The sequence below is a fragment of the Streptomyces sp. SID13726 genome, assembly GCF_010548375.1.
Classification (GTDB): Bacteria; Actinomycetota; Actinomycetes; order Streptomycetales; family Streptomycetaceae; genus Streptomyces.
On the sequence record NZ_JAAGLY010000020.1, the window covers coordinates 55,903 to 81,226 of the forward strand.

General features: G+C 69.4%; 22 protein-coding genes. 11 read left to right on the forward strand and 11 right to left on the reverse strand.

Annotation, left to right across the window (positions count from 1 at the left end; translation table 11 throughout):
* Positions 1-66 precede the first annotated feature (66 nt).
* Positions 67-1,803, reverse strand: coding sequence for a histidine kinase (locus G3I78_RS36270; RefSeq protein ID WP_239158283.1), 1,737 nt, complete (start codon positions 1,801-1,803; stop codon positions 67-69).
* A 939-nt stretch (positions 1,804-2,742) separates the two neighbouring features.
* On the opposite strand from G3I78_RS36270, the gene G3I78_RS36275 reads away from it, so the two are divergent.
* Complete coding sequence (locus G3I78_RS36275) at positions 2,743-4,293, forward strand: AIPR family protein (RefSeq protein ID WP_239158277.1); 1,551 nt, start codon at positions 2,743-2,745, stop codon at positions 4,291-4,293.
* Between the two features lie 55 nt (positions 4,294-4,348).
* On the opposite strand, the gene G3I78_RS36280 is transcribed toward G3I78_RS36275, so the two are convergent.
* The 3 genes from G3I78_RS36280 to ychF all read right to left on the reverse strand — a co-directional run bounded on the left by G3I78_RS36280 (position 4,349) and on the right by ychF (position 6,137).
* The gene (locus G3I78_RS36280) at positions 4,349-4,603 is read right to left on the reverse strand and encodes a Txe/YoeB family addiction module toxin (RefSeq protein WP_164432706.1); all 255 of its coding nucleotides are present in this window, start codon (positions 4,601-4,603) and stop codon (positions 4,349-4,351) included.
* Entirely contained in the window at positions 4,600-4,881 is a 282-nt protein-coding gene (locus tag G3I78_RS36285; protein WP_164432707.1) for a type II toxin-antitoxin system prevent-host-death family antitoxin, read from the reverse strand. The genes G3I78_RS36280 and G3I78_RS36285 overlap by 4 nt, the downstream gene beginning before the upstream one ends.
* 167 nt (positions 4,882-5,048) lie before the next feature.
* Complete coding sequence (gene ychF, locus G3I78_RS36290) at positions 5,049-6,137, reverse strand: redox-regulated ATPase YchF (RefSeq protein WP_164432708.1); 1,089 nt, start codon at positions 6,135-6,137, stop codon at positions 5,049-5,051.
* 197 nt (positions 6,138-6,334) lie between these two features.
* Here ychF and G3I78_RS36295 point away from each other — a divergent pair, with 197 nt between their 5' ends.
* On the forward strand, positions 6,335-6,853 hold the full coding sequence (locus G3I78_RS36295; protein ID WP_164432709.1) for a DUF6542 domain-containing protein: 519 nt from the start codon (positions 6,335-6,337) through the stop codon (positions 6,851-6,853).
* Positions 6,854-6,868: 15 nt separating this feature from the next.
* Here the strand turns inward: G3I78_RS36295 and G3I78_RS36300 are convergent, their stop codons facing one another.
* Together G3I78_RS36300 and G3I78_RS36305 are read right to left on the reverse strand one after the other, a co-directional pair.
* Complete coding sequence (locus G3I78_RS36300; protein WP_164432710.1) at positions 6,869-7,612, reverse strand: ROK family protein; 744 nt, start codon at positions 7,610-7,612, stop codon at positions 6,869-6,871.
* A 29-nt stretch (positions 7,613-7,641) separates the two neighbouring features.
* A complete protein-coding gene (locus tag G3I78_RS36305) occupies positions 7,642-8,670 on the reverse strand; it encodes a 4-hydroxy-3-methylbut-2-enyl diphosphate reductase (RefSeq protein ID WP_203615993.1) in 1,029 nt (342 codons plus the stop codon).
* A 107-nt stretch (positions 8,671-8,777) separates the two neighbouring features.
* Here G3I78_RS36305 and G3I78_RS36310 point away from each other — a divergent pair, with 107 nt between their 5' ends.
* The 4 genes from G3I78_RS36310 to G3I78_RS36325 all read left to right on the forward strand — a co-directional run bounded on the left by G3I78_RS36310 (position 8,778) and on the right by G3I78_RS36325 (position 12,519).
* Entirely contained in the window at positions 8,778-10,151 is a 1,374-nt protein-coding gene (locus G3I78_RS36310; RefSeq protein ID WP_164432712.1) for an APC family permease, read from the forward strand.
* A gap of 49 nt (positions 10,152-10,200) precedes the next feature.
* Positions 10,201-11,409 carry an exodeoxyribonuclease VII large subunit gene (gene xseA, locus G3I78_RS36315; protein ID WP_164432714.1) on the forward strand — a complete coding sequence of 403 codons (1,209 nt, stop codon included), beginning with the start codon at positions 10,201-10,203 and terminating at the stop codon, positions 11,407-11,409.
* 121 nt (positions 11,410-11,530) lie between these two features.
* Positions 11,531-11,791 (forward strand): exodeoxyribonuclease VII small subunit, encoded by a 261-nt coding sequence (locus tag G3I78_RS36320; protein ID WP_164432716.1) that lies wholly within the window; start codon positions 11,531-11,533, stop codon positions 11,789-11,791.
* Positions 11,792-11,928: 137 nt separating this feature from the next.
* Positions 11,929-12,519 (forward strand): malonic semialdehyde reductase, encoded by a 591-nt coding sequence (locus G3I78_RS36325; RefSeq protein ID WP_164432718.1) that lies wholly within the window; start codon positions 11,929-11,931, stop codon positions 12,517-12,519.
* A gap of 61 nt (positions 12,520-12,580) precedes the next feature.
* On the opposite strand, the gene G3I78_RS36330 is transcribed toward G3I78_RS36325, so the two are convergent.
* Positions 12,581-13,102, reverse strand: a complete 522-nt coding sequence (locus G3I78_RS36330; RefSeq protein WP_164432720.1) for a DUF4245 domain-containing protein — start codon at positions 13,100-13,102, stop codon at positions 12,581-12,583.
* 126 nt (positions 13,103-13,228) lie between these two features.
* Here G3I78_RS36330 and glpX point away from each other — a divergent pair, with 126 nt between their 5' ends.
* A complete protein-coding gene (gene glpX, locus G3I78_RS36335; RefSeq protein WP_164432722.1) occupies positions 13,229-14,263 on the forward strand; it encodes a class II fructose-bisphosphatase in 1,035 nt (344 codons plus the stop codon).
* Positions 14,264-14,455: 192 nt separating this feature from the next.
* Here the strand turns inward: glpX and G3I78_RS36340 are convergent, their stop codons facing one another.
* Together G3I78_RS36340 and G3I78_RS36345 are read right to left on the reverse strand one after the other, a co-directional pair.
* Positions 14,456-14,830: a WhiB family transcriptional regulator gene (locus G3I78_RS36340; RefSeq protein ID WP_164432724.1), complete on the reverse strand. Its 375-nt coding sequence runs from the start codon at positions 14,828-14,830 to the stop codon at positions 14,456-14,458.
* 174 nt (positions 14,831-15,004) lie between these two features.
* Positions 15,005-15,706 (reverse strand): DUF1707 and DUF2154 domain-containing protein, encoded by a 702-nt coding sequence (locus G3I78_RS36345; RefSeq protein ID WP_164432726.1) that lies wholly within the window; start codon positions 15,704-15,706, stop codon positions 15,005-15,007.
* A gap of 166 nt (positions 15,707-15,872) precedes the next feature.
* On the opposite strand from G3I78_RS36345, the gene G3I78_RS36350 reads away from it, so the two are divergent.
* The 4 genes from G3I78_RS36350 (at position 15,873) to G3I78_RS36365 (ending at position 22,460) form a co-directional block, all read left to right on the forward strand.
* The gene (locus G3I78_RS36350) at positions 15,873-17,540 is read left to right on the forward strand and encodes a fumarate hydratase (RefSeq protein WP_164432728.1); all 1,668 of its coding nucleotides are present in this window, start codon (positions 15,873-15,875) and stop codon (positions 17,538-17,540) included.
* A gap of 410 nt (positions 17,541-17,950) precedes the next feature.
* Complete coding sequence (locus tag G3I78_RS36355) at positions 17,951-19,342, forward strand: class II fumarate hydratase (RefSeq protein ID WP_164432730.1); 1,392 nt, start codon at positions 17,951-17,953, stop codon at positions 19,340-19,342.
* Positions 19,343-19,414: 72 nt separating this feature from the next.
* Positions 19,415-20,116, forward strand: a complete 702-nt coding sequence (locus G3I78_RS36360) for a DUF402 domain-containing protein (protein ID WP_164432732.1) — start codon at positions 19,415-19,417, stop codon at positions 20,114-20,116.
* A 295-nt stretch (positions 20,117-20,411) separates the two neighbouring features.
* Entirely contained in the window at positions 20,412-22,460 is a 2,049-nt protein-coding gene (locus G3I78_RS36365; protein WP_164432734.1) for a SpoIIE family protein phosphatase, read from the forward strand.
* A gap of 36 nt (positions 22,461-22,496) precedes the next feature.
* On the opposite strand, the gene G3I78_RS36370 is transcribed toward G3I78_RS36365, so the two are convergent.
* Together G3I78_RS36370 and G3I78_RS36375 are read right to left on the reverse strand one after the other, a co-directional pair.
* Positions 22,497-22,853, reverse strand: coding sequence for a hypothetical protein (locus tag G3I78_RS36370; RefSeq protein ID WP_164432736.1), 357 nt, complete (start codon positions 22,851-22,853; stop codon positions 22,497-22,499).
* Between the two features lie 86 nt (positions 22,854-22,939).
* Complete coding sequence (locus G3I78_RS36375; RefSeq protein WP_164432738.1) at positions 22,940-25,288, reverse strand: transglycosylase domain-containing protein; 2,349 nt, start codon at positions 25,286-25,288, stop codon at positions 22,940-22,942.
* Positions 25,289-25,324: the final 36 nt, after the last annotated feature.

Sequence of the window (25,324 nt, forward strand, 5' to 3'; positions counted from 1 at the left end):
GGGGGATCCGCGCGTGCACCTTTGGATAGAGCCGAGGGGTGAGCTTCGGTGTGTCGGGGACCTGGCTCAGCCTTCCGGGGTGGGCGTGGGTGCCGCATCGGCCGGGGTGCCGTCGCGCAGGCTGCCCAGGAGTTCACGCATCGCCGCGAGCGCCTCGCGGGCGGCCGGGGCCACGTCCTCAAGACGCCCGGCCTCCGCGACGGTGACCACTTCGGCGGTCCGGTCCAGTACGGCGGTCCGCAGCCCGGCGGCGATCCGCTGCCGCTCCAGGTGCGCCGCGAGGAGCGTCTCGTGGACGACCGCGCTCAGTTCACCGCCCTCGCGGCGGACGATGCGCCCGCGCCGGGACCGTACGAGAAAGCCCGTCAGCCACGCGCAGCCGAACACCGGCACCAGCAGCACGGTGAGGGCGAACACGCAGATCCCCACGGCGACGACACCGGCCGGCTCGCCGTCGATCAGGCCGTCGCGCGCCGCCGTCATGGACACCGCTCCGGCGAGTACGGGCGCGGCCAGCGGCACCGACGCCCAAGTCGCCCACGGATCACGGCCGTAGGCGGCCACCGCGTACACCCCGCCGGTGAACGCGCAGGCGCCCGCGGCCAGCGCCGGCCAGGGATCGGCGACGGAGCCGGGTGCCAGCGGCCACAGCCAGGCCGCCGTGAGCAGGGCGGCCAGCGCGGGCCAGGGTGCCGCCCGCCGCCACAGCAGGGGCAGCAGCTGTACGACCGACAGGGCGCCCAGCAGGGTCAGTTCGAACGCGCCGCGGTCCTCGGTGAGCAGGAACACCGCGGGGAGGATTCCGGCGGCCGGCAACAGGGCGTGCGAGGCGAGACGCCAGTCCAGCACCCTGGACCGCCCGGCCGGGGGACGTACGCCACGACCCGGCTGAACCGGCAGTTCCGCCCGCACCGACCATCCGCCGCCCGGCCCCGGCCCTGGCCTCGGCCCCGCGGTCACGGTGCCGCCGACCGCCTGGGCCCGTTCCCGCATGCCGGTCATCCCGCGCCCCGACCCGAGCCCGGCCCGCCCACCGGCGCGGGCCTGCCCATCGGCGCCTGCCGGTCCGTCGGCGCCTGCCGGTCCGTCGTCGTCGACGGTGAGAGCGAGCCACCCCTCCCCCAGGTCCCGCAGCCCGATCCGTACGACCGCCCCCGGGGCATACCGCAAGGTGTTCGTGAGAGCCTCCCGGGCGATCCCGAACACCGCCTCCGCCACCCGGGCACCCACCGCCGGACCGCCCTCGACCCCCGTCACCTCCACCCGCTGCCCGAGCCGCACGAACCCACCGGCGAGTTCCTCGATCCGGGTGCCCAGGGGAACGTCGTCGCTCCCCTCCGCGGCCCCCAGGGAACTGACGAGGCGCTGCACGGTCACGAGGGTCTCGCGACCGGTACGGGCGGCGAAGTCGAGTGCCTCGGCGGCGAGTTCGGGCCGACCGACGGCAAGATGTCGAGCGGCCTCGACGGTGACGACCACGGAGGTGAGATGGTGAGCGCTGACGTCGTGCAACTCCCGCGCCAGCCTGCGCCGTTCACCGGCCCCCGCCAGCCGCGCCTCCTCCCGCGCCCCGGCCAGCCGAGCGGCGGCCCGCTCCCGCGCGGCCGTCCGATGGGCCTGCCCCCGGCCGACCCCCACGACAGCGAGATGCAGCGCGGCAGAGACGGCGATCCCGATCCCGACGGTGACACTCGCACCGTCCACGGCGAGATCGACCAGTCCCTGCCAGCACACGAGCGCCCCGACGGCCCGCAGCGTCACCGCCAGACCGGTACGGACGGCCACCGAGTAGACGGCCACCATGTCCCCCACGAACACGAACACCTGCACCGAATCCGGTGCCCCGCCCCCCACGGCCACCCCGTAACAAACGGCAACCCCACCCAACGCCACCAACGGCAGCCACCGCCGCACCCCCAACACCAAGGTCCCCCCGACCGCCACCCCCACCCCCCCCCCGCTCCCCTCCCTGATCCCGCCGTACCCACCGTCCACCAACTCCGGCCCGGGCCACACGAGAAGCAGGACACCGAGGGTGAGCGGCAGCAGCCAGTTCCGGAGTGATTCCATGAGGGGTCGAGCGTACGGTGCGCCTGCCTGGTCCAGCGGACACCAATGGCATCCGTCTCGGCCGTATCGCCTCCCCCCCCTGCGCGTCCCCACCGGTTTTCACATGTCTTCTTGATCAGCAGGATGAGCCAATCCCTAGCAGGGAGGCGTCCGGGGATTCAGCAACGGCGACGGCCGCCCAAGATGCCGACAGAGGCGGCAGACGATCCCGCTCCGAGCAAGCAGCCCTTCCTCCAAGCTCCGCAGTAGGTGGGCAGCTCGAGGTCGGTGACACGCATCAGTGGAGGGCCTTGGGGAATCCCCCAGCTGCCAACTTCGCGGGCCCGTGGACACCTCAGCCTGGCACAGCAGCAAGGCCGGCAACGGAGCTGAAGTTGATTCTGCATGGCAACCGCACCCCCTCTACCACCCGCCAACGAGGCACCAGCACGTTGGATCATGATGGACAGGGCTACGACTGGCGCCTCAGCTTCGGATCTGACCGGCCGAGACCTCCGAGCGATGGTTCGAGAACTCGGTAGCTTCACCACCCCTCGACGAAAAGGCCGAGGCCCAGCCATTCTCAAAGGTTAGGCTGAATCCCTTGGTTCACAGGACAGCGAGGGGCGGGACCTCTGTGCGCGCACTGCACGTACACCATGTCAAGGTTCACTCAGCCAGGACTTCACAGACTTGATCGACTTAAGCGATCTGAAGGGAAACCAACACGCCCAATCCGAAACCGACGGGTTCCACGACAACGGCATCGACGCTCTTGCCATCGACGAAGAAAACCGCCGGATCGTCATCGTCCAGTCAAAACTAGACGGTTCAGGCAACTCTGGACTCTCCCAGGCCGATGCACTCAAGATTCGGAACGGCTGCAGCGACCTCTTCAACATGAAGTTCGACCGCTTCTCCCCCACACTGCAAGCACGTCGTACAGAAATCACCGCGGCTTTGAGCGATGCCTCGGTCACCTTCATCGTTGTCGTCGCCACTACAGGTCGAAGTACCCTGCCGGCAGAGGCCCAACATGTATTCAACGACTTCCTCGCGGAAGTCAACGAAAATGACCCGGTGGTCACCTTGGAAGTACTCGGCCTGCGGGAATTTCATTCCATGGTGGTCGAAGGGACGGCAGGACCACGGATCGAGTTGACCGTGCCCATCGAGCAATGGGGCAAGGTCGACCTCCCTTACCAGGCGTACTACGGGCTCGTTCAGGCAACGGAAATTGCCTCCTGGTTCGAACAGCACGGTGATCGCCTCTTCTCGCAGAATCTACGAAAGTCACTCGGCAACACAGAGGTGAACGAGGGACTGACCCACACGCTGCTGACTCAGGGCGAGAACTTCTGGTACTTCAACAACGGAATCACGGCGCTCTGCGAGTCCATCAAGAAGACACCCCGCGGCGGCTCAACCCACACATACGGGGACTTCGAAATCGAAGGCGTGAGCGTAGTCAACGGGGCGCAGACCGTGGCGAGTATCCATCGAGCCGCAAAGAGGGAAGAGAAATCCCTTGAGGAGGCCCGTGTTTGGGTTCGATTCATCTCGCTCGAAGGATGTCCGCCTGATTTCGCCACAGACGTGACGCGAGCAACAAACACGCAGAACAGTGTTGAGAGTCGCGACTTCGTCGCCCTTGACCAACAGCAGGAGCGCATTCGCCGGGACATGCTCTTGTCATTGCACAAGCAGTACTCCGTGAAGCGAGGAGAGAACGCACCCGCCGAGAGCGACGGCTGCACCGTCGAGGATGCAATCGTCGCCCTCGCCTGCGCACACAACAATCCGTACTACACAGTTCTGGCGAAGAGCGCAGTCGGCCGCTTGTCCGAAAATACCGAGCGGGCGCCATACACAAATCTCTTCAACAACGGAACCAGCGCGCACAGAGTATGGCGCTGCGTCCAGGTGATGCGAGCAGTCGAGGCAGACCTGGCCAATCGCCGGAAGAGCCTCGTCGACAGGGAATTCGCTGTGGCCGCGCACGGGAATCGGCTCGTGCTGCAGCTGGTCTTCAACCAACTCAGATTGGATAAGATCAACGATGCGAAGTACGACTGGGACAAGGAGATCAAGCGGATCCACAAGGTGACAGACACCACCCTCAAGCACCTGGGCGAAGCCATTGAAAGTACCTACGCGAACAACTACCTTGCACCGCTCTTCAAGAACACCACGAAGTGCCGCGACCTGGTCACTCAGGTCGAGGCGAAGTTGAAGTCAAACTGAGCAACAGCACCCGGCGGATCGACTCTCCGTCGGGTGCGCGAACCGGCACGGACGCTCAGTAGTGATAGCGAGCGGCAAGGATGACGATCTCTTTGTCCGTGACCAGGTAGACCAGACGATGCTCGTCATCGATGCGCCTCGACCACACCCCGGGCAAGTGGTACTTAAGCGGCTCGGGCTTGCCGATCCCCGTGAATGGGTCCCGCCTGACGTCCTCAATGAGCTTGTTGATTCGAGCGAGCATCTTGCGGTCGTTCTTGAGCCACGAGGTGTAGTCCTCCCAGCCCTGATCCTCGAAGACAAGCCTCACGCAGCACCCTCAGCAGGATCGGCCGCATCGGGATCAATCAGCTCGCGCTCCGAGATGTTGACGTACCCCAGAGCGTTCTCGTACGCCTTGAGCAGGCGGCGCGCGTTCGCAGGCGAGCGCAGCAGGTACGAGCCCTCACGTAGCGCCGCGTAGTCCTCAGCCGAGACGAGCACCGCGTTGCCGTGCTTGGAGACAATCTCGATGGCCTCGTGATCGTCATTGACCTTCTTGATCAGCGGAAAGAGGGCTTTGCGCGCTTCGCTCGCAGTTATCGACATGACCTGCCTCCCTCTAACCAGTGGTACCTAATAACGTACCACTAGGGAAGGCGTGGAGCGACGCTGAACGAGTGACAACCCATCAGGTTCCCGGCACAGGAACGAGCAAGGGGCCCGGCCCCGAAGAGCCGGACCCCATAGGTCTGTCCGAGTGTCGCCGCATCTGGTCAGACGTTGAACCGGAACTCCACCACATCCCCGTCCTGCATCACATACTCCTTGCCCTCCATCCGCGCCTTCCCCTTCGCCCGCGCCTCCGCCACCGACCCCGTCTCCACCAGGTCGGTGAAGGAGATGACCTCCGCCTTGATGAAGCCCTTCTGGAAGTCGGTGTGGATGACTCCGGCCGCTTCGGGGGCCGTGGCGCCCTTCTTGATGGTCCAGGCGCGGGATTCCTTGGGGCCGGCGGTGAGGTAGGTCTGGAGGCCGAGGGTGTTGAAGCCGACTCGGGCGAGGGTGGCCAGGCCGGGCTCCTCGGCGCCTACCGACTCCAGGAGTTCGAGGGCGTCCTCCTCGTCCAGCTCCGCCAGGTCCTGCTCCAGCTTGGCGTTGAGGAAGATCGCCTCGGCCGGGGCGACCAGGGCGCGCTGCTCGGCCTTGAAGCCGTCGTCGACCAGTTCGTCCTCGTCGACGTTGAAGACGTAGAGGAAGGGCTTGGTCGTGAGGAGGTGCAGGTCGTGCAGGAGCTCTTCGTTGCCGGAGCCCTGGACGATGCCCGCCGAGAACAGGGTGTCGCCCTTCTCCAGGATCTCCTTCGCCGCCTCGACGGCCGCCACCTTGGGCGCGATGTCCTTCTTGATCCGCGACTCCTTCTGGAGGCGGGGCAGGACCTTCTCGATGGTCTGGAGGTCGGCGAGGATCAGCTCGGTGTTGATCGTCTCGATGTCGTCCTTGGGCGAGACCTTGCCGTCGACGTGGACGACGTTCTCGTCCTTGAAGGCGCGGATGACCTGGCAGATCGCGTCCGACTCGCGGATGTTCGCGAGGAACTTGTTGCCGAGGCCCTCACCCTCCGAAGCGCCGCGCACGATGCCCGCGATGTCCACGAAGTCGACGGTCGCCGGGAGGACCTTCTGGGAGGAGAAGATCTCGGCCAGTTTCGCGAGGCGCGGGTCCGGGACGCCCACCACGCCGACGTTCGGCTCGATCGTGGCGAACGGGTAGTTGGCCGCCAGCACGTCGTTCTTGGTCAGGGCGTTGAACAGGGTCGACTTGCCGACATTCGGCAGACCGACGATTCCGATCGTGAGCGACACGTTGCGACTTCCCGTAGTGAGAGGGCCAGGGGGCCGGGACCCGTACTGGGCGGACCAGGGGCCGGCGGGCCGGCCGATCCCCCAGTTTACGGGCTGTCCGGCCCCGCTCCGGCTGACCTCTCGAACGCATGGCCAAGGTCTTTCCTACGGCGTGTCTGAAGGCCGATTCCGCACATAAGCAGACCTAAGTTGGACCAGTGGAGCAACACAGGACCCGTCCCCCGCACAACGGAACACGACGCCCGGCCCCGGGAGCACCGCTGCCCGCGCAGGCGCGCGGCGGGCGCCGGCCCCCGCTGTCCCGGCGCCCGGCACCGCCCGTGGTCCGGCAGCTGCGGAGACTGCCCAACCCCCGCCTGACCGGGCTCGGCGGGGGGCTGTTCTGCACCGTGCTGATGCTCCTGCTCGGCTGTCTGATCTCGCTGCTGTTCGGTTCGGCGCTGACCGCGTACGGCGTGCTGTATCTGCCGGTGTGCGTGCTGACGGCGGTCTGGATCCGCAAGGCGGACCTGCTGACCGCCCCCATCGTGGTCCCGATCGCCTTCGCCGTGGGCCTCCTCGCGGTGGCCGACACCAGCAAGGGCGCCTCGGGCCATCTGATGGGGCTGTTCACCGCCCTCGCCACCCAGGCGGGCTGGCTCTACGCCGGCACGCTGACCGCCGGTGTCATCACGCTGGTCCGCAGAATCCGCCTGGTGCGCGAGCGCTCGCGCTGACCCGGACGGGCCGGCCTACTCCTTCGCCGCCCGCATCGCCGCCCCCACGATCCCCGCGTTGTTCTGGAGCTCGGCCGGGACGATCTCGGCCTTGATGCCCTCGATGTGGGGCAGGAACTTCGCGGACTTGCGGCTGACGCCGCCGCCGATGATGAACAGCTCGGGCGAGAAGAGCATCTCGACGTGGGCGAGGTACTTCTGGACGCGGTGGGCCCAGTGCTCCCAGGTGAGCTCCTCGTCCTCCCTGGCCTTGCTGGAGGCCTTCTTCTCGGCGTCGTGGCCGTGCAGCTCCAGGTGGCCCAGCTCGGTGTTGGGGACCAGGACGCCGTCGACGAAGAGCGCGCTGCCGATGCCGGTGCCGAAGGTGAGCAGGATGACGGTGCCCTTGCGGTCCTTGCCCGCGCCGAAGTTCATCTCGGCGACGCCCGCCGCGTCCGCGTCGTTGACCACGGTCACCGGGAGGCCGCCGAGCCGCTCGCTGAACAACGCGCGCGCGTCGGTGTCGATCCAGCTCTTGTCGACGTTGGCCGCCGTACGAATGTGTGAGCCGCCGGTGACCACGCCCGGGAAGGTGAGCCCGACCGGGCCCGTCCACCCGAAGTGGTCCACGACCTGCTTCACCCCGTCGGCCACGCCGTCGGGCGTGGCCGGGTGCGGGGTGAGCACTTTGTGGCGCTCCAGGGCCAGGTCGCCCTTGTCCAGGTCCACCGGGGCGCCCTTGATCCCGGATCCGCCGATGTCCAAGCCGAAGATCTGCATGGCCCTACGTTACGACGGACGACTGACAGTCACTCCCCGGAGGTCCCCGAAACCGGGTCTGACCCCGTACGCTCCGCGACCAGCGCCGCGGCCTCCTCGCGCAGATCCCGGCGCAGCTCCTTCGGCAGCGAGAAGGTGATGGACTCCTCGGCCGCCTTCACCAGCTCGACGTCGCCGTAGCCGCGCTGCGACAGCCACTCCAGGACCTCCTCGACGAGCACCTCCGGGACGGACGCGCCCGACGTCACGCCGACCGTGGTGACGCCCTCCAGCCAGGCCTCGTCGATCTCGCTGGCGAAGTCCACGAGGTAGGCCTCGCGGGACCCCGCGAGCTTGGCGACCTCGACGAGCCGCACGGAGTTGGAGGAGTTGCGGGAGCCGACCACGATGACCAGCTCGGCCTCGGCGCCCATCTGCTTCACCGCGAGCTGGCGGTTCTGCGTGGCGTAGCAGATGTCGTCGCTGGGCGGGGAGATGAGCTGCGGGAACTTCTCCTTGAGGGCGTCGACGGTCTCCATGGTCTCGTCGACGGAGAGCGTGGTCTGGGAGAGCCAGACAATCTTCGACTCGTCGCGGACCTCGACCTTGGCGACGTCCTCGGGGCCGTCGACGATCGTGATGTGGTCGGGGGCCTCGCCGGAGGTGCCGATGACCTCTTCGTGCCCCTCGTGACCGATCAGGAGGATGTCGTAGTCCTCCTTGGCGAAGCGGACGGCTTCCTTGTGGACCTTGGTGACCAGCGGGCAGGTCGCGTCGATGGTGGCGAGCCGCCCGCGCGCGGCCTCCTCGTGGACGACGGGTGCGACGCCGTGCGCGGAGAACATCACGATGTTCCCCTCGGGGACCTCCTCCGTCCGCTCGACGAAGATGGCGCCCTTCCTCTCCAGGGTCTGCACGACGTACTTGTTGTGGACGATCTCGTGCCGGACGTACACCGGAGCGCCGTACTGCTCCAGGGCTTTCTCGACGGCGATCACGGCGCGGTCCACGCCCGCGCAGTAGCCCCGGGGGGCGGCGAGCAGGACACGGCGGCCAGGCGAAGCAGTCATACGTCCCATCGTAAGGCCGCGTTCGGCCGGTCAAAGATCGCGTGCCCGTGACCTTCCTGGGGAGACTGACCTGGAGATGTGAGGGGCGGGGCGGACGAGGCACTGGCGGAGGCACGATGTCCGGAACCGGCACGGCGGACCGTACGACCGAGGAGGAGAGCGGCGACCTGCGGCGCAGTCTCGGCTTCCGGGACCTCGTCGTCTACGGGCTGCTGTTCATCGCGCCCATGGCGCCCGTCGGCGTCTACGGCACCCTGGACGCCAAGTCGCACGGGGCGGTGGCGCTCGTCTACGTGGTCGCCACCGTCGCGATGGCGTTCACGGCGTTCAGTTACGCGCAGATGGTGCGAGTCGTCCCCCTGGCGGGGTCTGTGTTCGCCTACGCGCGCGCGGGGCTCGGCAAGGAGGCCGGGTTCGTCGCGGGCTGGATGGCGATGCTGGACTATCTGCTGATCCCGGCGGTGGCGTACCTCTTCTCGGGCATCGCGATGAACTCCCTGGTCCCGGAGGTCTCGCGCTGGGTGTGGACGGCGCTCGCGGTGCTCGTCACGACCCTGCTGAACCTGTGGGGCGTCCGCGCGGCGGCCCGGGTGGGCTTCCTGGTGCTGGCGATGGAGATCGTGGTCCTGCTGGTCTTCGTGGTGTCCGCGATCGTCGTCCTCGCGCGCGACGGCGCCGAACGCGGCTGGCTGTCGCCGCTGTCGGGGGACGGCACCCAGGGCGCGTTCGCGCTGTCGGCGGTGCTCGGCGCGGTGTCGGTCGCCGTGCTGTCGTATCTGGGCTTCGACGCGATCGCCTCCTTCGCGGAGGAGGTCACCGGCGGTTCGGAGAAGGTCGCGCGCGCGGTGCTGTTCTGTCTGGCCCTGGCGGGTGTGCTGTTCGTGGCGCAGACCTATCTGGTGGCCCTCCTGGACCCGACGACCTCGGCCGAGTTCGCGGCGGACCCGGGCAAGCAGGGTTCCGCGTTCTACGACGCCGTCGACTCCGCGGTCGGCACCTGGCTGCACGACCTGGTCGCCGTCAGCAAGGCGATCGGCGCGGCCTTCGCGGCGCTGGCCGGGCAGGCGGCGGCCGGGCGGCTGCTGTTCGCGATGGGCCGCGAACGGCGGCTGCCGCGCGCGCTGTCGAGGACCGACTCGGGTGTGCCCCGGGTGGCATTGCTGTGCGCGGCCGTCATCACCCTGGTCGCGGCGGTGTGGGCGGCGAGCCGGGACGACGGCATGGACCACCTGGTCTCCGTGGTCGACATCGGCGCGCTGACGGCCTTCACGCTGCTGCACGCGAGCGTGGTGGGCTGGTTCGCGGTACGGCGGCGGGGCGGGCCGGTGATCTGGTGGCGGCACGTGCTGCTGCCGGTGGCCGGGGCGGCGATCACGGTCGCGGTGATCGTGGAGGCGTCCGGGGCGGCGCAGGTGGTGGGCGCGGTGTGGCTGGTCGTGGGGCTGGCGGTCCTGGTGGGACAGCGCAGGAGGCCGGAAGTCCCCTCGTAGTCACGGCCGGTGACGGTGCGTTGTCGTACCCGGACGTTACGCTCGCGGCATGGCTGTGAACTCGACTCCGGAAGCGCCCTTGCCCGTCGGCGAGGTGTCGCGGCTCATCGGCGGCTGGATCGACCGCCTCGGCGCCGTGTGGGTCGAGGGGCAGATCACCCAGCTCTCCCGGCGTCCGGGCGCGGGGGTGGTGTTCCTGACGCTGCGCGATCCGTCGTACGACATCTCGGTGAGCGTGACCTGCTTCCGCCAGGTCTTCGACGACGTGGCCGACGTGGTGAGCGAGGGCGCGCGGGTCGTCGTACTGGCGAAGCCGGAGTGGTACGCGCCGCGGGGGCAGCTCTCGCTGCGGGCCACCGAGATAAGGCCGGTCGGGGTCGGTGAGCTGCTGGCGCGGCTGGAGCAGCTGAAGAAGTCGCTGGCCGCCGAGGGGCTGTTCGCGGCGGAGCGCAAGAAGCCGCTGCCGTTCCTGCCGCAGCTGATCGGGCTGGTGTGCGGGCGGGCCTCGGCGGCCGAGCGGGACGTCCTGGAGAACGCCCGGCATCGCTGGCCTGCCGTCCGCTTCGAGGTGCGCAACGTGCCGGTGCAGGGGGTGCACGCGGTTCCGCAGGTCGTGCAGGCGGTCAAGGAGCTGGACGCGCTGGACGGCGTGGACGTGATCATCGTGGCGCGCGGGGGTGGCAGCGTGGAGGATCTGCTGCCGTTCTCCGACGAGCAGGTGGTGCGGGCGGTGGCGTCCTGTCGTACGCCGGTGGTGTCGGCGATCGGGCACGAGCCGGACACCCCGCTGCTCGACTACGTCGCCGACCTGCGGGCCTCCACACCGACGGACGCCGCGAAGAAGGTCGTACCGGATGTCGGGGAGGAGTACGACCGGGTGCGGGCGCTGCGGGACCGAGCGCGGCGGTGTGTGGAGTCGTTCCTCCAGCGGGAGGAGCGGGGGCTCGCGCACGCGCTCGCGAGGCCGTCGATAGAGGACCCGCACCGGATGATCGACGAACGCGCCGACCATGTGGCCTCGCTGGCCGACCGGGGCCGTCGCACCCTGGGTCATCTGCTCGACCGCGCCGACTCCGAGCTGACGCACACGCACGCGCGCGTGGTGGCCCTCTCCCCCGCCGCGACCCTCCAGCGCGGGTACGCCGTCCTCCAGAAGGCGGACGGGCATGTGGTGCGGACGCCGGACGAGGTGGCGGCGGCGGAGACGTTGCGGGCGCGGGTGGCCGACGGGGAGTTCACGGTGGCCCGGGTGGAGTGAGGGCACCCGAGGCCGGCGAAGGGCCCGGCGGGCCGGAGCGGCAGGAGGCGGCCGGAGAGCCGTCGGCCGGGCCGCCCCGCGGCAGCACAGCAGTGGTCGAGTCGATGCATAGGGTGGGCGGATGAGCAGCAAGGTGGCGGAAGAGGCGCTCGGGTACGAGCAGGCGCGGGACGAGCTGATCGAGGTCGTACGGCGGCTGGAGGCGGGCGGTACGACGCTGGAGGAGTCCCTCGCGCTGTGGGAGCGCGGTGAGGAGCTGGCGAAGGTGTGCCGGCGCTGGCTGGACGGCGCGCGGGCCCGGCTGGACGCGGCGCTGGCCGAGGAGGACGAGGCCGGGGGCGAGAGCGGGACCGGGGGCGATTCCGAGGGCGGCTCCGAGTAAAAAGCCTGGGTGACTGTGAAGCGGATCACCACGCCCCGCTTTTTGTTGAACATTGAACTTAGCTCGCGTACCGTCGGAGACGCCAACCGGTCCACGGTCCGTTTCCGGGACCAACGTACCTCCTCAGAAGGTTCTCCATGTCTCTCGTTCTTGACCCCGCCGCCCAGGACCTGCTGTTCCGCGAGGCCCGCACCGCGAACACCTTCACCGACGAGCCGGTGACCGACGAGCAGATCCAGGCCATCTACGACCTGGTCAAGTACGGTCCGACCGCCTTCAACCAGAGCCCGCTGCGCATCACCCTGGTCCGCTCCGCCGAGGCCCGTGAGCGCCTGGTCCAGCACATGGCCGAGGGCAACCAGCCGAAGACCGCCACCGCCCCGCTGGTCGCGATCCTCTCCGCGGACAACGAGTTCCACGAGGAGCTGCCCGAGCTCTTCCCGCACTTCCCGCAGGCCAAGGACCTCTTCTTCGCCGAGCGCCCCGCCCGCGAGGGTGCCGCCGGGCTGAACGCCGCCCTTCAGGCCGCGTACTTCATCATCGGCGTCCGTGCCGCCGGCCTCGCCGCCGGCCCGATGACCGGTCTCGACTTCGCCGGCGTCCAGAAGGAGTTCCTGGACGGCGACCACACCCCGCTGATGGTCGTCAACATCGGCAAGCCCGGCGACGACGCCTGGTTCCCGCGCTCCCCGCGCCTGGAGTACGACGACGTCGTCACCACCGTGTGAGACATCCGACAGACATGACGAAGGGCCCCGCTGCCGAGCAGCGGGGCCCTTCGTCATGTCCTCACGCCGTCTTGAGCGCCTTCGCCATCTCGGTCAGCTGGGCCGGCGAACCCGTGCCCGCGACCACCGTCGTCGCACCGTCGCCCTGGTGCACGAGGGCGTCGTAACGGCCGCCCGTGTACCGCGTCCAGGTCCGGCCCGCGATCTCCTCGGTCTGCTTCGTCGCCTCGGCGCCCTGGCTGGCCTCGTCGATGAACGTCGACGCCTTCTGAGTCGACTGCTCGATCTGGACGTACTCCCCACCGGGGGCCTGGAAGCCCAGGTGCCAGGCGTCGAACTCGTCGCCCTGGAAGCGCACCGAGGTCGCCTTCCAGCCGGCGGACAGGCCTTCGGGCGCGGCCACCGGGTACGAGGCCGCCCGGCGGGCCGTGAGCAGCTCGACGCGGTAGTCGACCTTCTGGACGTCCGGAGCGGAGTCGTCGTGCGGGATGAAGACGTAGATGACCGCCGCCGCGATACCGATGAGGCCCAGGGAGAGAATCATGTCCCGGACCGTCTTCTGCTTGCCGTTCGAACCTGCCACGTCCCTATCGTCGCAGGTGCCCTGGTCCGCTCATCCGTGGGGCCCCCTGCTCATTTTGTCTGCCCGGCGATAGAGTCGGGCGAACACCCTCATCCGGCCGTCGTCGTATCAGAAAGGTGCGCTCCGATGACCGAGCATCATCATCTGCCCTCCGAACTCGAAGTCCCCTCCGAGGCTCCCGACCGCAACCTCGCCCTGGAACTCGTCCGGGTGACCGAAGCCGCCGCCATGGCCGCGGGCCGCTGGGTCGGGCGCGGCGAAAAGAACGGCGCCGACGGTGCCGCGGTGCGCGCCATGCGGACCCTCGTCTCCACCGTGTCGATGAACGGCGTGGTCGTCATCGGCGAGGGCGAGAAGGACGAGGCCCCGATGCTCTTCAACGGGGAGCGCGTGGGCGACGGGACCGGGCCCGAGTGCGACATCGCCGTCGACCCGATCGACGGCACCACGCTGACGGCCAAGGGCATGCCGAACGCGATCGCCGTGCTGGCCGCGGCGGACCGGGGGTCGATGTTCGACCCGTCCGCCGTGTTCTACATGGACAAGCTGGTCACCGGCCCCGAGGCGGCGGACTTCGTCGACATCGACGCGCCGGTGTCGGTGAACATCCGGCGGGTCGCCAAGGCGAAGCGGGTCACCCCGGAGGACGTGACCGTGGTCATCCTCGACCGGCCGCGGCACGAGGGGATCATCAAGGAGATCCGGGAGGCGGGGGCGCGGATCAAGCTGATCTCCGACGGCGATGTCGCGGGGTCGATCTACGCGCTGCGCGAGGGCACCGGCGTCGACCTGCTGCTGGGGATCGGCGGAACCCCGGAGGGCATCATCTCCGCCTGTGCCGTGAAGTGCCTCGGGGGGACCATCCAGGGCAAGCTGTGGCCCAAGGACGACGAGGAGCGGGCCCGGGCGATGGACGCCGGGCACGATCTGGACCGGGTGCTCACGACCGACGACCTGGTGTCCGGGGAGAACGTGTTCTTCGTCGCCACCGGGATCACCGACGGTGAGCTGCTGCGGGGTGTGCGGTACCGGTCGGAGACGGCCACGACCGACTCGATCGTGATGCGGTCGAAGTCGGGGACGGTGCGGCGGATCGACTCGGAGCACCGGCTGAGCAAGCTGCGGGCGTACAGCGCGGTGGACTTCGATCGCGCCAAGTAGCGCCTGTGGCGCCCTTTGGCGCCTGCCGGCTCGGGCGGCTCGGGGCTCAGGCGGGTCGGAGCGTTGGCGGCCGCGGGTGCGTCGTGGCTTGTCGCGCCCACGCGGCGGTAGCCGGACATCGAGACAGCCCCGCGCCCCTACGGAAACGGGCGCCCCGGTGCGGAGGGGGCGCCCTTTCCGCTGTCCTTGCGCTCAGCCCGCCTGGGCTATGCGGGCCGCCCTGGCCGCGTTCTTCAGTTCCATGTCGCGGCGCCTGCGCCGGGCCAGGACCACCCGGCGCTCCGCGGCGGTCAGGCCGCCCCAGACGCCGTAGGGCTCGGGCTGGAGGAGGGCGTGTTCGCGGCACTCGACCATGACCGGACAGCGGGCGCAGACGCGCTTCGCGGCCTCCTCGCGGGAGAGCCTGGCGGCGGTGGGTTCCTTGGAGGGGGCGAAGAACAGGCCGGCCTCGTCGCGCCGGCACACCGCCTCGGTGTGCCATGGAGCGTCTTGGTCCCTGTCCCGCACCGGCACCCGCTGGGCCGGAACGGCAGCGACCTGCAGGGACGAATGCGGCGGTTGCAGCACGGTCTACTCCTGACGACGGCTTCGCGAGCGAGAGACGATGCAGCAAGCCCTACCCGCTGTGCGCGCGCCTATGCACTGAGTCCCGAAGCGCTGGATTCCGGGCGGTCCTGTGCGCCGTCGGCGCTCGGCCGGGGGCGGATCCGTCGGTTTCGGACACGCCCGGATTCACGACCGTCAACGATCCAGGTGTTTGCGCAAACCCCTGTCGACCTTGCGGTCCACCACCCGCTGCACCCGGTCGAGGATGTCCGCGACGAGCTTGCCGCGCTTGGGGCGGCCCTCGATGTTGCCGAGCACGGCCCAGCCGTCGACGTAGACCACGGGGGCGTCCGGCTCGGTCGAGTCGAGGGTGTCGACCTCGAAGTTGCCGAGGATTCCGCCGCCGGTGCCGCGCAGCGAGACGTTCTCCGGGACGCGGACCTCGACGTTGCCGAAGACCGAGAAGGCCTTGATCACGACCTGGCGGTACTCGAAGATCGCCTCGCTGAGGTCTATCTCCACGCTGCCGAAGATCGCGTACGCGTGGATGCGGCGGCCCGCGCGCCAGCGGCCCTTGCGGACGGCGGCGCTGAACACCGCCACCACGTTGTCGTCCGGGTCGTGGGGGATCGCCTCGGTCGGGCGGTTGGACGCCGGGGTCCAGGCCGGGGTCGTACGGCGCTCATGGGCCGCGGGCAGGTCCCGGATGAAGACCTCCAGCTCGCCCACCGTCTTGGCGCTCAGCACCCCCTCGACCCGCTCGGCGTGCTCGTCCGCGGTCAGGCGCCCCTCGGCGAGGGCCTCGCGCAGGATGTCGGCGACACGGTCGCGGTCGGCGTCCGAGGCGCGCAGCTCCGCCGGGGTGGGTGCGGGGTCGGTGTGCTTCTGAAGGTCCACGGCAGCAGCGTACCGAAACGCGATAGATCGCGACTAGGGCTGTGGACAAGTCTTGAACAACCAACTGAGCCTTACCTCACAAGCTTCCGTGCTTGGACAGGTTCTAGGCTGGTGAGGCCCGCCAACGGAGGCGGGTGGCCGTCTTTCGAGTGAGGAATGGGCTGAGATGCCTGAGTTCGCGTACACCGATCTGCTCCCGATGGGAGAGGACACCACCCCCTACCGGCTGGTGACCTCCGAGGGTGTCTCCACCTTCGAGGCCGACGGGCGGACGTTCCTCAAGGTGGAGCCGGAGGCGCTGCGCAAGCTCGCCGAGGAGGCCATCCACGACATCCAGCACTACCTGCGGCCCGCGCACCTCGCCCAGCTGCGCCGGATCATCGACGACCCCGAGGCGTCGGGCAACGACAAGTTCGTCGCCCTGGACCTGCTGAAGAACGCGAACATCGCGGCCGCCGGTGTGCTCCCGATGTGCCAGGACACCGGTACGGCGATCGTCATGGGCAAGCGCGGGCAGAACGTGCTGACCGAGGGCGGTGACGAGTCGGCCCTGTCGAAGGGCATCTACGACGCCTATCTGAACCTCAACCTGCGCTACTCGCAGATGGCCCCGCTGACCATGTGGGACGAGAAGAACACTGGCTCCAACCTCCCCGCGCAGATCGAGCTGTACGCCACCGACGGCGGCGCGTACAAGTTCCTGTTCATGGCGAAGGGCGGCGGCTCGGCCAACAAGTCGTTCCTCTACCAGGAGACCAAGGCGGTCCTCAACGAGGGCTCCATGATGAAGTTCCTGGAGGAGAAGATCCGTTCGCTCGGTACGGCCGCCTGTCCGCCGTACCACCTGGCGATCGTGGTCGGCGGCACCTCCGCCGAGTACGCGCTGAAGACCGCCAAGTACGCCTCCGCGCACTACCTGGACGAGATCCCGGCCGAGGGTTCGGAGCTGGGGCACGGCTTCCGGGACAAGGAGCTGGAGCAGAAGGTCTTCGAGCTGACGCAGAGGATCGGGATCGGCGCGCAGTTCGGCGGCAAGTACTTCTGCCACGACGTGCGGGTCGTACGGCTGCCCCGGCACGGCGCGTCCTGCCCGGTCGCCATCGCGGTGTCCTGCTCGGCCGACCGGCAGGCCGTCGCGAAGATCACCGCGGAGGGCGTGTTCCTGGAGCAGCTGGAGACGGACCCGGCGCGGTTCCTGCCGGAGACGACGGACGAGCACCTCGACGAGGCCTCCGACGTGGTCCGGATCGACCTCAACCAGCCGATGGACGACATCCTCGCCGAGCTGACCAAGTACCCGGTGAAGACCCGGCTCTCGCTCACCGGCCCGCTGGTCGTGGCCCGTGACATCGCGCACGCCAAGATCAAGGAGCGGCTCGACGCGGGTGAGGAGATGCCGCAGTACCTGAAGGACCACCCGGTGTACTACGCGGGCCCGGCGAAGACGCCCGAGGGCTACGCGTCCGGCTCCTTCGGCCCCACCACGGCCGGCCGCATGGACTCCTACGTCGAGCAGTTCCAGGCGGCGGGCGGCTCCAAGGTGATGCTCGCCAAGGGCAACCGCAGCAAGCAGGTCACCGACGCGTGCGACAGCCACGGCGGCTTCTACCTCGGCTCCATCGGCGGCCCGGCCGCCCGCCTCGCCCAGGACTGCATCAAGAAGGTCGAGGTCGTCGAGTACGAGGAGCTCGGCATGGAAGCCGTCTGGAAGATCGAGGTCGAGGACTTCCCCGCCTTCATCGTCGTCGACGACAAGGGCAACGACTTCTTCCAAGATCCCGCGCCCGCGCCGACGTTCACCTCGATCCCCGTGCGGGGCCCCGGGCAGGCGTAGCTCGTCCGGTGCGGCGGGAATGGATTCGCCCCCGCCGCCCCTACCCGTCCCGTCCCCAGGGGCTGCCGCCCCTTCGACCCCGCCTCTTGGACCCCCATCGGCCCGAAGGGCCCGTCCTCAAACGCCGGACGGGCTGGGTGGTGCCGTCGGACGAACAAGTCGAACGACTTCTTTCAGGACCCGGCTCCGGCACCGACCTTCACCTCGATCCCGGTCCGGGGCCCCGGGCTGGCGTAGCGCCTCTGGTGCGGCGACTTCCTCCAGGACCCGGCACCCGCGCCCGCGTGCACGCCGATTCCGGTGCGGGCGCCGGGGTCGGCGCGGCGACGACGACGTAGGGGGAGGCGAGAAAGGTCCGGTACGGGGCACCCGGCCGGAACATATGCCTCCCCCCGATCGCTGTACCGGGTATGAGTGACTACCGCATCGAGCACGACTCCATGGGCGAGGTCCGGGTCCCCGTGGACGCCAAGTGGCGGGCGCAGACGCAGCGGGCCGTGGAGAACTTTCCCGTCTCGGGGCAGCGGATCGAGCGGGCGCACATCGAGGCGCTCGCTCGGATCAAGGGGGCGGCCGCGAAGGTGAACGCGCGGCTGGGGGTGCTCGACAAGGACGTGGCGGAGGCGATCCAGGAGGCGGCCGAGGAGGTGGCCCGGGGGGACTGGGACGCGCACTTCCCGATCGACGTGTTCCAGACCGGGTCCGGGACCTCGTCCAACATGAACGCCAACGAGGTCATCGCGACCCTGGCGAGCGAGCGGCTCGGGGGCGGGGCCGCGGTGCACCCCAATGACCATGTGAACGCCTCACAGTCGTCCAACGACGTCTTTCCCTCCTCCATCCACATCGCCGCCACCGCCGCCGTCACCCGGGACCTGATCCCCGCGCTGCGGCACCTCGCCGACAGCCTCGGCCGCAAGTCCGAGGAGTTCGCCGACGTCGTGAAGTCCGGGCGGACCCATCTCATGGACGCCACCCCGGTGACCCTGGGGCAGGAGTTCGGCGGCTACGCGGCCCAGGTGCGGTACGGGATCGAGCGCCTCGAGGCGTCGCTGCCCCGGCTCGCCGAGCTGCCGCTGGGCGGTACCGCCGTCGGGACCGGGATCAACACCCCGCCCGGGTTCTCGGCCGCCGTCATCGAGGAGGTCGCCCGGGCCACCGGGCTGCCGCTGACCGAGGCGCGGGACCACTTCGAGGCGCAGGGCGCACGAGACGGGATCGTCGAGACCAGCGGGCAGCTCAGGACCATCGCGGTCGGGCTGACGAAGATCGCCAACGATCTGCGGTGGATGTCCTCGGGGCCCAGGACCGGGCTGGCCGAGATCTCGCTCCCCGACCTCCAGCCCGGTTCGTCGATCATGCCCGGCAAGGTCAACCCGGTGATCCCGGAGGCAGTGCTGATGGTCGCCGCCCAGGTCGTCGGCAACGACGCCACCGTCGCGACGGCGGGCGCGGCCGGCAACTTCGAGCTGAACGTGATGCTGCCGGTCATCGCCCGCAACGTCCTGGAGTCGGTGCGGCTGCTCGCCAACGTCTCGCGGCTGCTGGCCGACCGGACCGTCGACGGCATCGTGGCCCACCGCGAACGGGCCCGGGAGTACGCCGAGTCCTCGCCCTCCGTGGTCACCCCGCTCAACAAGTACATCGGCTACGAGGAGGCCGCCAAGGTCGCCAAGAAGTCGCTGGCCGAGCGGCGGACGATCCGCGAGGTCGTCCTGGCGGGCGGCTACGTCGAGCGCGGCGACCTCACGGTGGAGCAGCTGGACGAGGCGCTGGATGTCCTGCGGATGACACGGCCGTAACCTTTCCCGTCCCGGGCGTGAACCGTGACGGGAACCGCAGCGTCGTATGCCTATGGCACCTAATATCTGTTCATGGCAGACGGTGGAGCGGTGAGCGCGGTGAGAGCGGCGGAAGCGGGTACGGCGACTTCCTTCTGGGCGCCCGGGAGTCAGATCCTGTGGCGCTACCGGGAGAACGCCGGCGCGCGCTTCCACATCGTGCGTCCGGTCACCGTCGTACGCGACGACGCGGATCTGCTCGCCGTGTGGCTGGCGCCCGGCACCGAGTGTGTGAAGCCGGTGCTCGCCGACGGCACGGCCGTGCACACGGAGCCGCTGGAGTCCCGTTACACCAAGCCGCGGACCGTGCAGCGGGACCGCTGGTTCGGCACCGGGGTGCTGAAGCTGGCGCGGCCGGGGCTGCCGTGGTCGGTGTGGCTGTTCTGGGAGCCCGGCTGGCAGTTCAAGAACTGGTACGTCAACCTCGAGGAGCCGCTGGTGCGTTGGGACGGCGGCGTGGACTCCGAGGACCACTTCCTGGACATCACCGTGGAACCGGACCGCAGTTGGCAGTGGCGGGACGAGGACGAGTTCGCGCAGGCCCAGCAGGACGGTCTGATGGGCCCGGAACTGGCCGGACAGGTCCGTCGGGCCGGGCGGTCCGCGGTGGAGGTGATCCGCGCCTGGGGCCCGCCGTTCTCGGACGGCTGGCCCGACTGGCGGCCCGATCCGTCCTGGACTGTGCCGTTCCTTCCGGAAGACTGGGACCGTACGCCCGCGCACTTGTCCTCATGAGACCCTTGATGCGCCCCCGGGCTGCAAACGTAGGATCGTCCTCCGCAAGAGCGCGCAGCGGCAACTACCGGAGCGGGCACTGGGCTTGACCGATCGTCACCGAGGGGCGGCAGGACGTGAGCGTGGGGTACGAGGGGAACACCGGTACTGTCCGCAGACGGTTCAGCATGCACACAGGAACATGCCCTGACCACGCGGGAATTCCGTTCCTGGGACACCCATTCCGGGTATCGGGATTTCGGCGGGACCAACTGCGCGTACTTCGCGCAGCCCCGGACGGACGGATTCGACACGCGTGACGGAGCACCCGACCTCCTTCGAACGCCCCCAGCCGGGCGTCGACCCCACGGACCCCCGCGGGGCGCTCCTGCATTCCCCGGCGCCCGTCGTCCAGAGCAGCAACAGCACGACCGGGAAGACCGGCGCCACCGGCAACCACAAGGACATGGGCATGAACCCCGCCGGTACCGGCTCCGAGCACTCCCAGCCGGCCGCCGCCGAACAGGACACCCACCGCCCGCGCCCGGTCGCCGAGGGCGTACCGATCCAGCCCGCCGGTGCGGACGGGCCGGCCCAGAGCGGCGACGAGCGCCGGACCGGACAGGGCGTGCCCCCGGGCCGGCCCACGCCGATGCGGCGGGACGGTGACCGGCTGCGCTTCGTGGGCGCGGCGACTCGCCGGATCGCCCGCGGCATCGACCTGGACGAGATCGTCATGGGCCTGTGCCGGGCCACCGTGCCGACGTTCTCGGACGCGATCCTCGTCTATCTGCGCGACCCGCTGCCCGTCGGCGACGAACGGCCCACCGGCCCGCTCGTGCTCCGGCTGCGGCGCAGCGACCGCATCCCGCAGCAGGAGCGGGACCTGGAGGACGGCATCCTGCCGGTGCCGGTCCCGGAGAACCCGACCGAGCTGGACGCGCTCGGCACCGAACTGTGCGAGGTGCAGCCCGGCAGCGCGCTCGCCGAGGTGCTGCGCGGGGTGCGGCCGGTGTTCACGGACACGCCCGCGGCCCGCGCGGCGCTGCCGGAACTGCTCGGCGAGGGCTGCGAGTTCGCCGTACCGACCGGGCGGCGCGCGATCCTCGCCCCGCTGCGCGGCCGGCGCCGGGTCATCGGCGCCGCGCTGTTCCTGCGCCGCCCCGACCGCATCCCCTTCGACCCGGACGACCTCCTCGTCGCCGCCCAACTGGCCACGCACAGCGCGCTGGGCATCGACAAGGCGGTCCTCTACGGCCGTGAGGCGTACATCGCCGACGAGTTGCAGCGGACCATGCTCCCGGAGACGCTCCCGCGCCCGACCGGCGTCCGGCTGGCCTCGCGCTATCTGCCGGCCGCCGAGACGGCCCGGGTGGGCGGCGACTGGTACGACGCGATCCCGCTGCCGGGCAGCCGGGTCGCGCTGGTCGTCGGTGACGTCATGGGTCACTCCATGACGTCCGCGGCGATCATGGGCCAGCTGCGCACCACGGCCCAGACGCTGGCCGGACTCGACCTGCCTCCGCAGGAGGTGCTGCACCATCTCGACGAGCAGGCGCAGCGGCTCGGTACGGACCGCATGGCGACCTGCCTCTACGCCGTCTACGACCCGGTCTCGCACCGCATCACCATCGCCAACGCCGGGCATCCGCCACCGGTGCTGCTGCACCTGGGCGGCCGTGCGGAGGTGCTGCGGGTGCCGCCGGGCGCGCCGATCGGTGTCGGGGGCGTCGACTTCGAGGCCGTGGAACTGGACGCGCCCGCCGGAGCCACGCTGCTGCTGTACACCGACGGGCTCGTCGAGTCGCGGCTGCGGGACGTGTGGACCGGGATAGAGCAGCTGCGGGAGAAGCTGGCCGCCACCGCGCAACTGACCGGGCCGGATCACCCGCCGCCGCTGGAGGCGCTGTGCGACGAGGTGCTCGACATGCTCGGCCCCGGCGACCGGGACGACGACATCGCGCTGCTCGCGGCCCGCTTCGACGGGATCGCGCCGAGCGACGTCGCGTACTGGTTCCTTGAGCCGGAGGACGCGGCACCCGGCCGTGCCCGGCGGCTCGCGCGGCGGGCGTTGTCCCGTTGGGGCATGGAGGATCTCACCGACTCCGTCGAGCTGTTGGTGAGCGAGGTCGTCACCAACGCGGTGCGGTACGCGACCCGGCCGGTCACTTTGCGGCTACTGCGGACCGATGTGCTGCGGTGCGAAGTGGGCGACGACGTGCCACAGTTGCCGCGTCTCCGGCAGGCCCGCGCGACGGACGAAGGCGGGCGGGGACTCTACCTCGTCAACCGGCTCGCTCGTCGGTGGGGGGCCACTCGGCTGAGTACCGGGAAGGTCGTGTGGTTCGAGCTCAATCGGGGGTAGTCGGTCCGCCGTCGGCCGGTGGGGGCTTGTCGCTCCCTACCGGGTCGGGGGCGGTACGACGTCGCTCTCGGACGAGTTCCTTCGTCGTCGCACGGTCGCGCGCACGGCCAGGACCGAACAGAGGGCTGTGCCGGCCAGACAGGCGTAGAGCAAGGGGTTGATCGCGGCGGGCACCAGGTCGACCGTGGTGCCGTCGCTCCAACGGCAGACGTGAGACAGCGGGAACGCGCTCTCGGTGATCGACTGCGGCCGGTTCGACGGGCCCTTCCCCGCCTGGATCGCACAGATCGTCTCGCTCCGCGTGAATCCGGACAGGACGCCGACGGCGTAGACGAGCGGGAACACCACTCCCAGCAGGGCGGCGCTCGCCCATGCCCACGTCCTTCTCTCCACGCCGCTCCCTCCGGCAGTACTCCATCGGCTCGGCCAGCGCTGAGGGCGCCCGGTGAGCACCGGGCGCCCTCAGCGTTTCTGGTCGGCTACTGGTCGCCGTTCGGGTCGAACGGGTTCTCCGGAGTGGTGGTGCTTTCCTCCGGAGTTGTGGGGGCGCCTGTCGTCGGGGTTTCCGACGGGGTTTCCTCGGGGGTGGTCGGGGCGCCCGTCGTCGGGGTTTCCGACGGGGTTTCCGACGGCTTGTCCGTGGTGGGGGTCTCCGACGGGGTTTCCGAGGGGGTTTCGCTGGGCTTGGGGGTGAAGGTGGGCTGGACCGCCGCGCCCTGGTCGGTCTCCAGGTCGAACTTGGAGTCCGAGTCGGCCACCCCGAAGGTGTACTCCGCCCAGATCTGGGCCGGGAAGCCACCGCCGTTGACGCGCGGGAGGCCCGCGGTCTTGTACATCTTGCTCTGCGCGTGGGTCTTGTAGTCCTCACCGAACAGGCCGACCGAGGTGACCAGGTCCGGGGTGTAGCCGGTGAACCAGGCCGAGAGGTTGTCGTCGGAGGTACCGGTCTTGCCGGCCACCTTGCGGCCGTCGCGGGCCGGGTTCTCCTGCACCGACACCTTGGCCGTACCGTCGTCGACCACGCCGGTCAGGACCGAGGTGACCGTGTCGGCGGCCTCGCGGCTGATGACCTGCTCGCCGATCGGGTCCGGCATCTGGTACTCGCTGCCGCCCTGCTCCGCCGAGCCGATGATGGTCGGCGTGACCTGCTTGCCGTGGTTGTCGAGCGTGGCGTACACGCCGGCCATCTGGATCGGGCTCGCGCCCATGGTGCCCAGCGTGTAGGCGGGCAGCGCCTTCAGCTTGCCGGTGTCCATGCCGAGCTTGGTGGCCGTCGCCAGCACCTTGTCCATGCCGACGTCGACGCCCATCTGCGCGAAGACGGAGTTGATGGACTGGTTCATGGCCGTCTGGACGGTGACCTGCTTGCCGTAGCTGTGGTCGTCCTCGTTCTCGGGGGCGAACCCGACCTTGTTGCCGCCGGCGTCCACGACCTGGCGCTTGCTGGTGCCGTCGTAGACCGTGTTCGCGCCGATCGGCTTGCCGGACTGCGTCTCGGAGCCGTTCTCCAGGGCGGCGGCGAGGATGACCGGCTTGAAGGTCGACGCGGGCTGGTAGTCGGTGCGGTTGGCGTTGCTGATGAAGTGCTTGGTGTAGTCCGAGCCGCCGTACAGGGCGACGATCTTGCCCGTCTTGGGGTCCACGGAGGCGGCGCCGGCCTGGACGTTTCTGTCGACCGTCCGCTTCTTCGGGTCCAGCTGGCTGGTCAGCTGGTTCTTGACGGACTTCTCCAGCTGGGCCTGCTTCTTCTTGTCGATGTTCAGGGTGATGGTCCAGCCGGAGTTCTCGACCCGGGCCTCCGCCTCGTCCTGGGTGATCCCGTCCTTCTTCACCATCTGCGCCTCGAGCTGCTGCTTGGCCAGCTTGACGAAGTAGCCCTTCTGGCCTTCGAGACCGGGGGCGGCCTTGGGCTCCTTGGGCACCGGGAACGTCATGGACGCGCGCTTGGTCTTGTCCAGCCAGCCCATGTCGACCATGTTGTCGAGGACGTAGTTCCAGCGCGCCTGCACGAGCTTTCTGCCGGTCGGGGTGGCGACCGCCCAGTCGTACTGGCTCGGCGCCTGGAGCAGCGCGGCCAGATAGGCACCCTGCTCGACGGTGAGCTTCTTCGCGTCGACCCGGTAGTAGTCCTGGGCGGCGGCCTGGATGCCGTAGGCGCCGCGGCCGTAGTAGCTGGTGTTGATGTACCCGGCGAGGATGTCGTCCTTGGACGTGTTGCGGTCGACCTTGAGCGAGATGACCAGTTCCTTCAGCTTGCGCGTGACGGTCTGGTCCTGGTCGAGGTAGAAGTTCTTGACGTACTGCTGGGTGATGGTCGAACCACCCTGCTTGCCCTTGCCGGAGAGGGTGTTGAGGAGACCGCGGGCGGTGCCCTTGAGGTCGATGCCCGCGTCCGTGTAGAAGGTCTTGTTCTCCGCCGCGACGAAGGTGTGCTGGACCTCCTTGGGCACCTCGGAGAGGTCGACGATCTCGCGGTTGGTGTCGCCCTCGCGGGCCATGACCGAGCCGTCGCTGTACTTGTAGATGTTGCTCTGCTTCTGAGCGTCCGCGTTGCCCTTGGGGACGCCGACCATCATGTACAGCACGATGAACGCCCCGATGCCGAGCAGGCAGAGGCCGAAGAACGTGCCGAGGATCTTCTTCCAGGTGAAGAGCCTGCGTATGCGACTCTTACCGTTCTTGGTGTTCTTCTTGCCCCGGGCGGCCTTGCGCGCGGCGGCGCGGCCGCCCTCGGCGACACCCTCGCTCGGTGTGCCGGACGAGCGCGTGGGCGGCGCCGCGCGGCGGCCACCGCGCTGACGTGCTCGTCTCTCTTCCGCTCGTCCCATGGGTCGACTCGCTCCGCTTCCTCATCGGCGGCCACA

Coding starts and splice junctions, on each gene's coding strand:
- G3I78_RS36270 (WP_239158283.1), bottom strand. CDS start 1,803: ATGGTGGCCGTCTACTCGGTGGCCGTCCGTACCGGTCTGGCGGTGACG.
- G3I78_RS36285 (WP_164432707.1), bottom strand. CDS start 4,881: ATGTCGATAACTGCGAGCGAAGCGCGCAAAGCCCTCTTTCCGCTGATC.
- G3I78_RS36300 (WP_164432710.1), bottom strand. CDS start 7,612: ATGCAGATCTTCGGCTTGGACATCGGCGGATCCGGGATCAAGGGCGCC.
- G3I78_RS36305 (WP_203615993.1), bottom strand. CDS start 8,670: ATGGGACGTATGACTGCTTCGCCTGGCCGCCGTGTCCTGCTCGCCGCC.
- G3I78_RS36310 (WP_164432712.1), top strand. CDS start 8,778: ATGTCCGGAACCGGCACGGCGGACCGTACGACCGAGGAGGAGAGCGGC.
- xseA (WP_164432714.1), top strand. CDS start 10,201: ATGGCTGTGAACTCGACTCCGGAAGCGCCCTTGCCCGTCGGCGAGGTG.
- G3I78_RS36320 (WP_164432716.1), top strand. CDS start 11,531: ATGAGCAGCAAGGTGGCGGAAGAGGCGCTCGGGTACGAGCAGGCGCGG.
- G3I78_RS36325 (WP_164432718.1), top strand. CDS start 11,929: ATGTCTCTCGTTCTTGACCCCGCCGCCCAGGACCTGCTGTTCCGCGAG.
- glpX (WP_164432722.1), top strand. CDS start 13,229: ATGACCGAGCATCATCATCTGCCCTCCGAACTCGAAGTCCCCTCCGAG.
- G3I78_RS36350 (WP_164432728.1), top strand. CDS start 15,873: ATGCCTGAGTTCGCGTACACCGATCTGCTCCCGATGGGAGAGGACACC.
- G3I78_RS36355 (WP_164432730.1), top strand. CDS start 17,951: ATGAGTGACTACCGCATCGAGCACGACTCCATGGGCGAGGTCCGGGTC.
- G3I78_RS36360 (WP_164432732.1), top strand. CDS start 19,415: ATGGCAGACGGTGGAGCGGTGAGCGCGGTGAGAGCGGCGGAAGCGGGT.
- G3I78_RS36375 (WP_164432738.1), bottom strand. CDS start 25,288: ATGGGACGAGCGGAAGAGAGACGAGCACGTCAGCGCGGTGGCCGCCGC.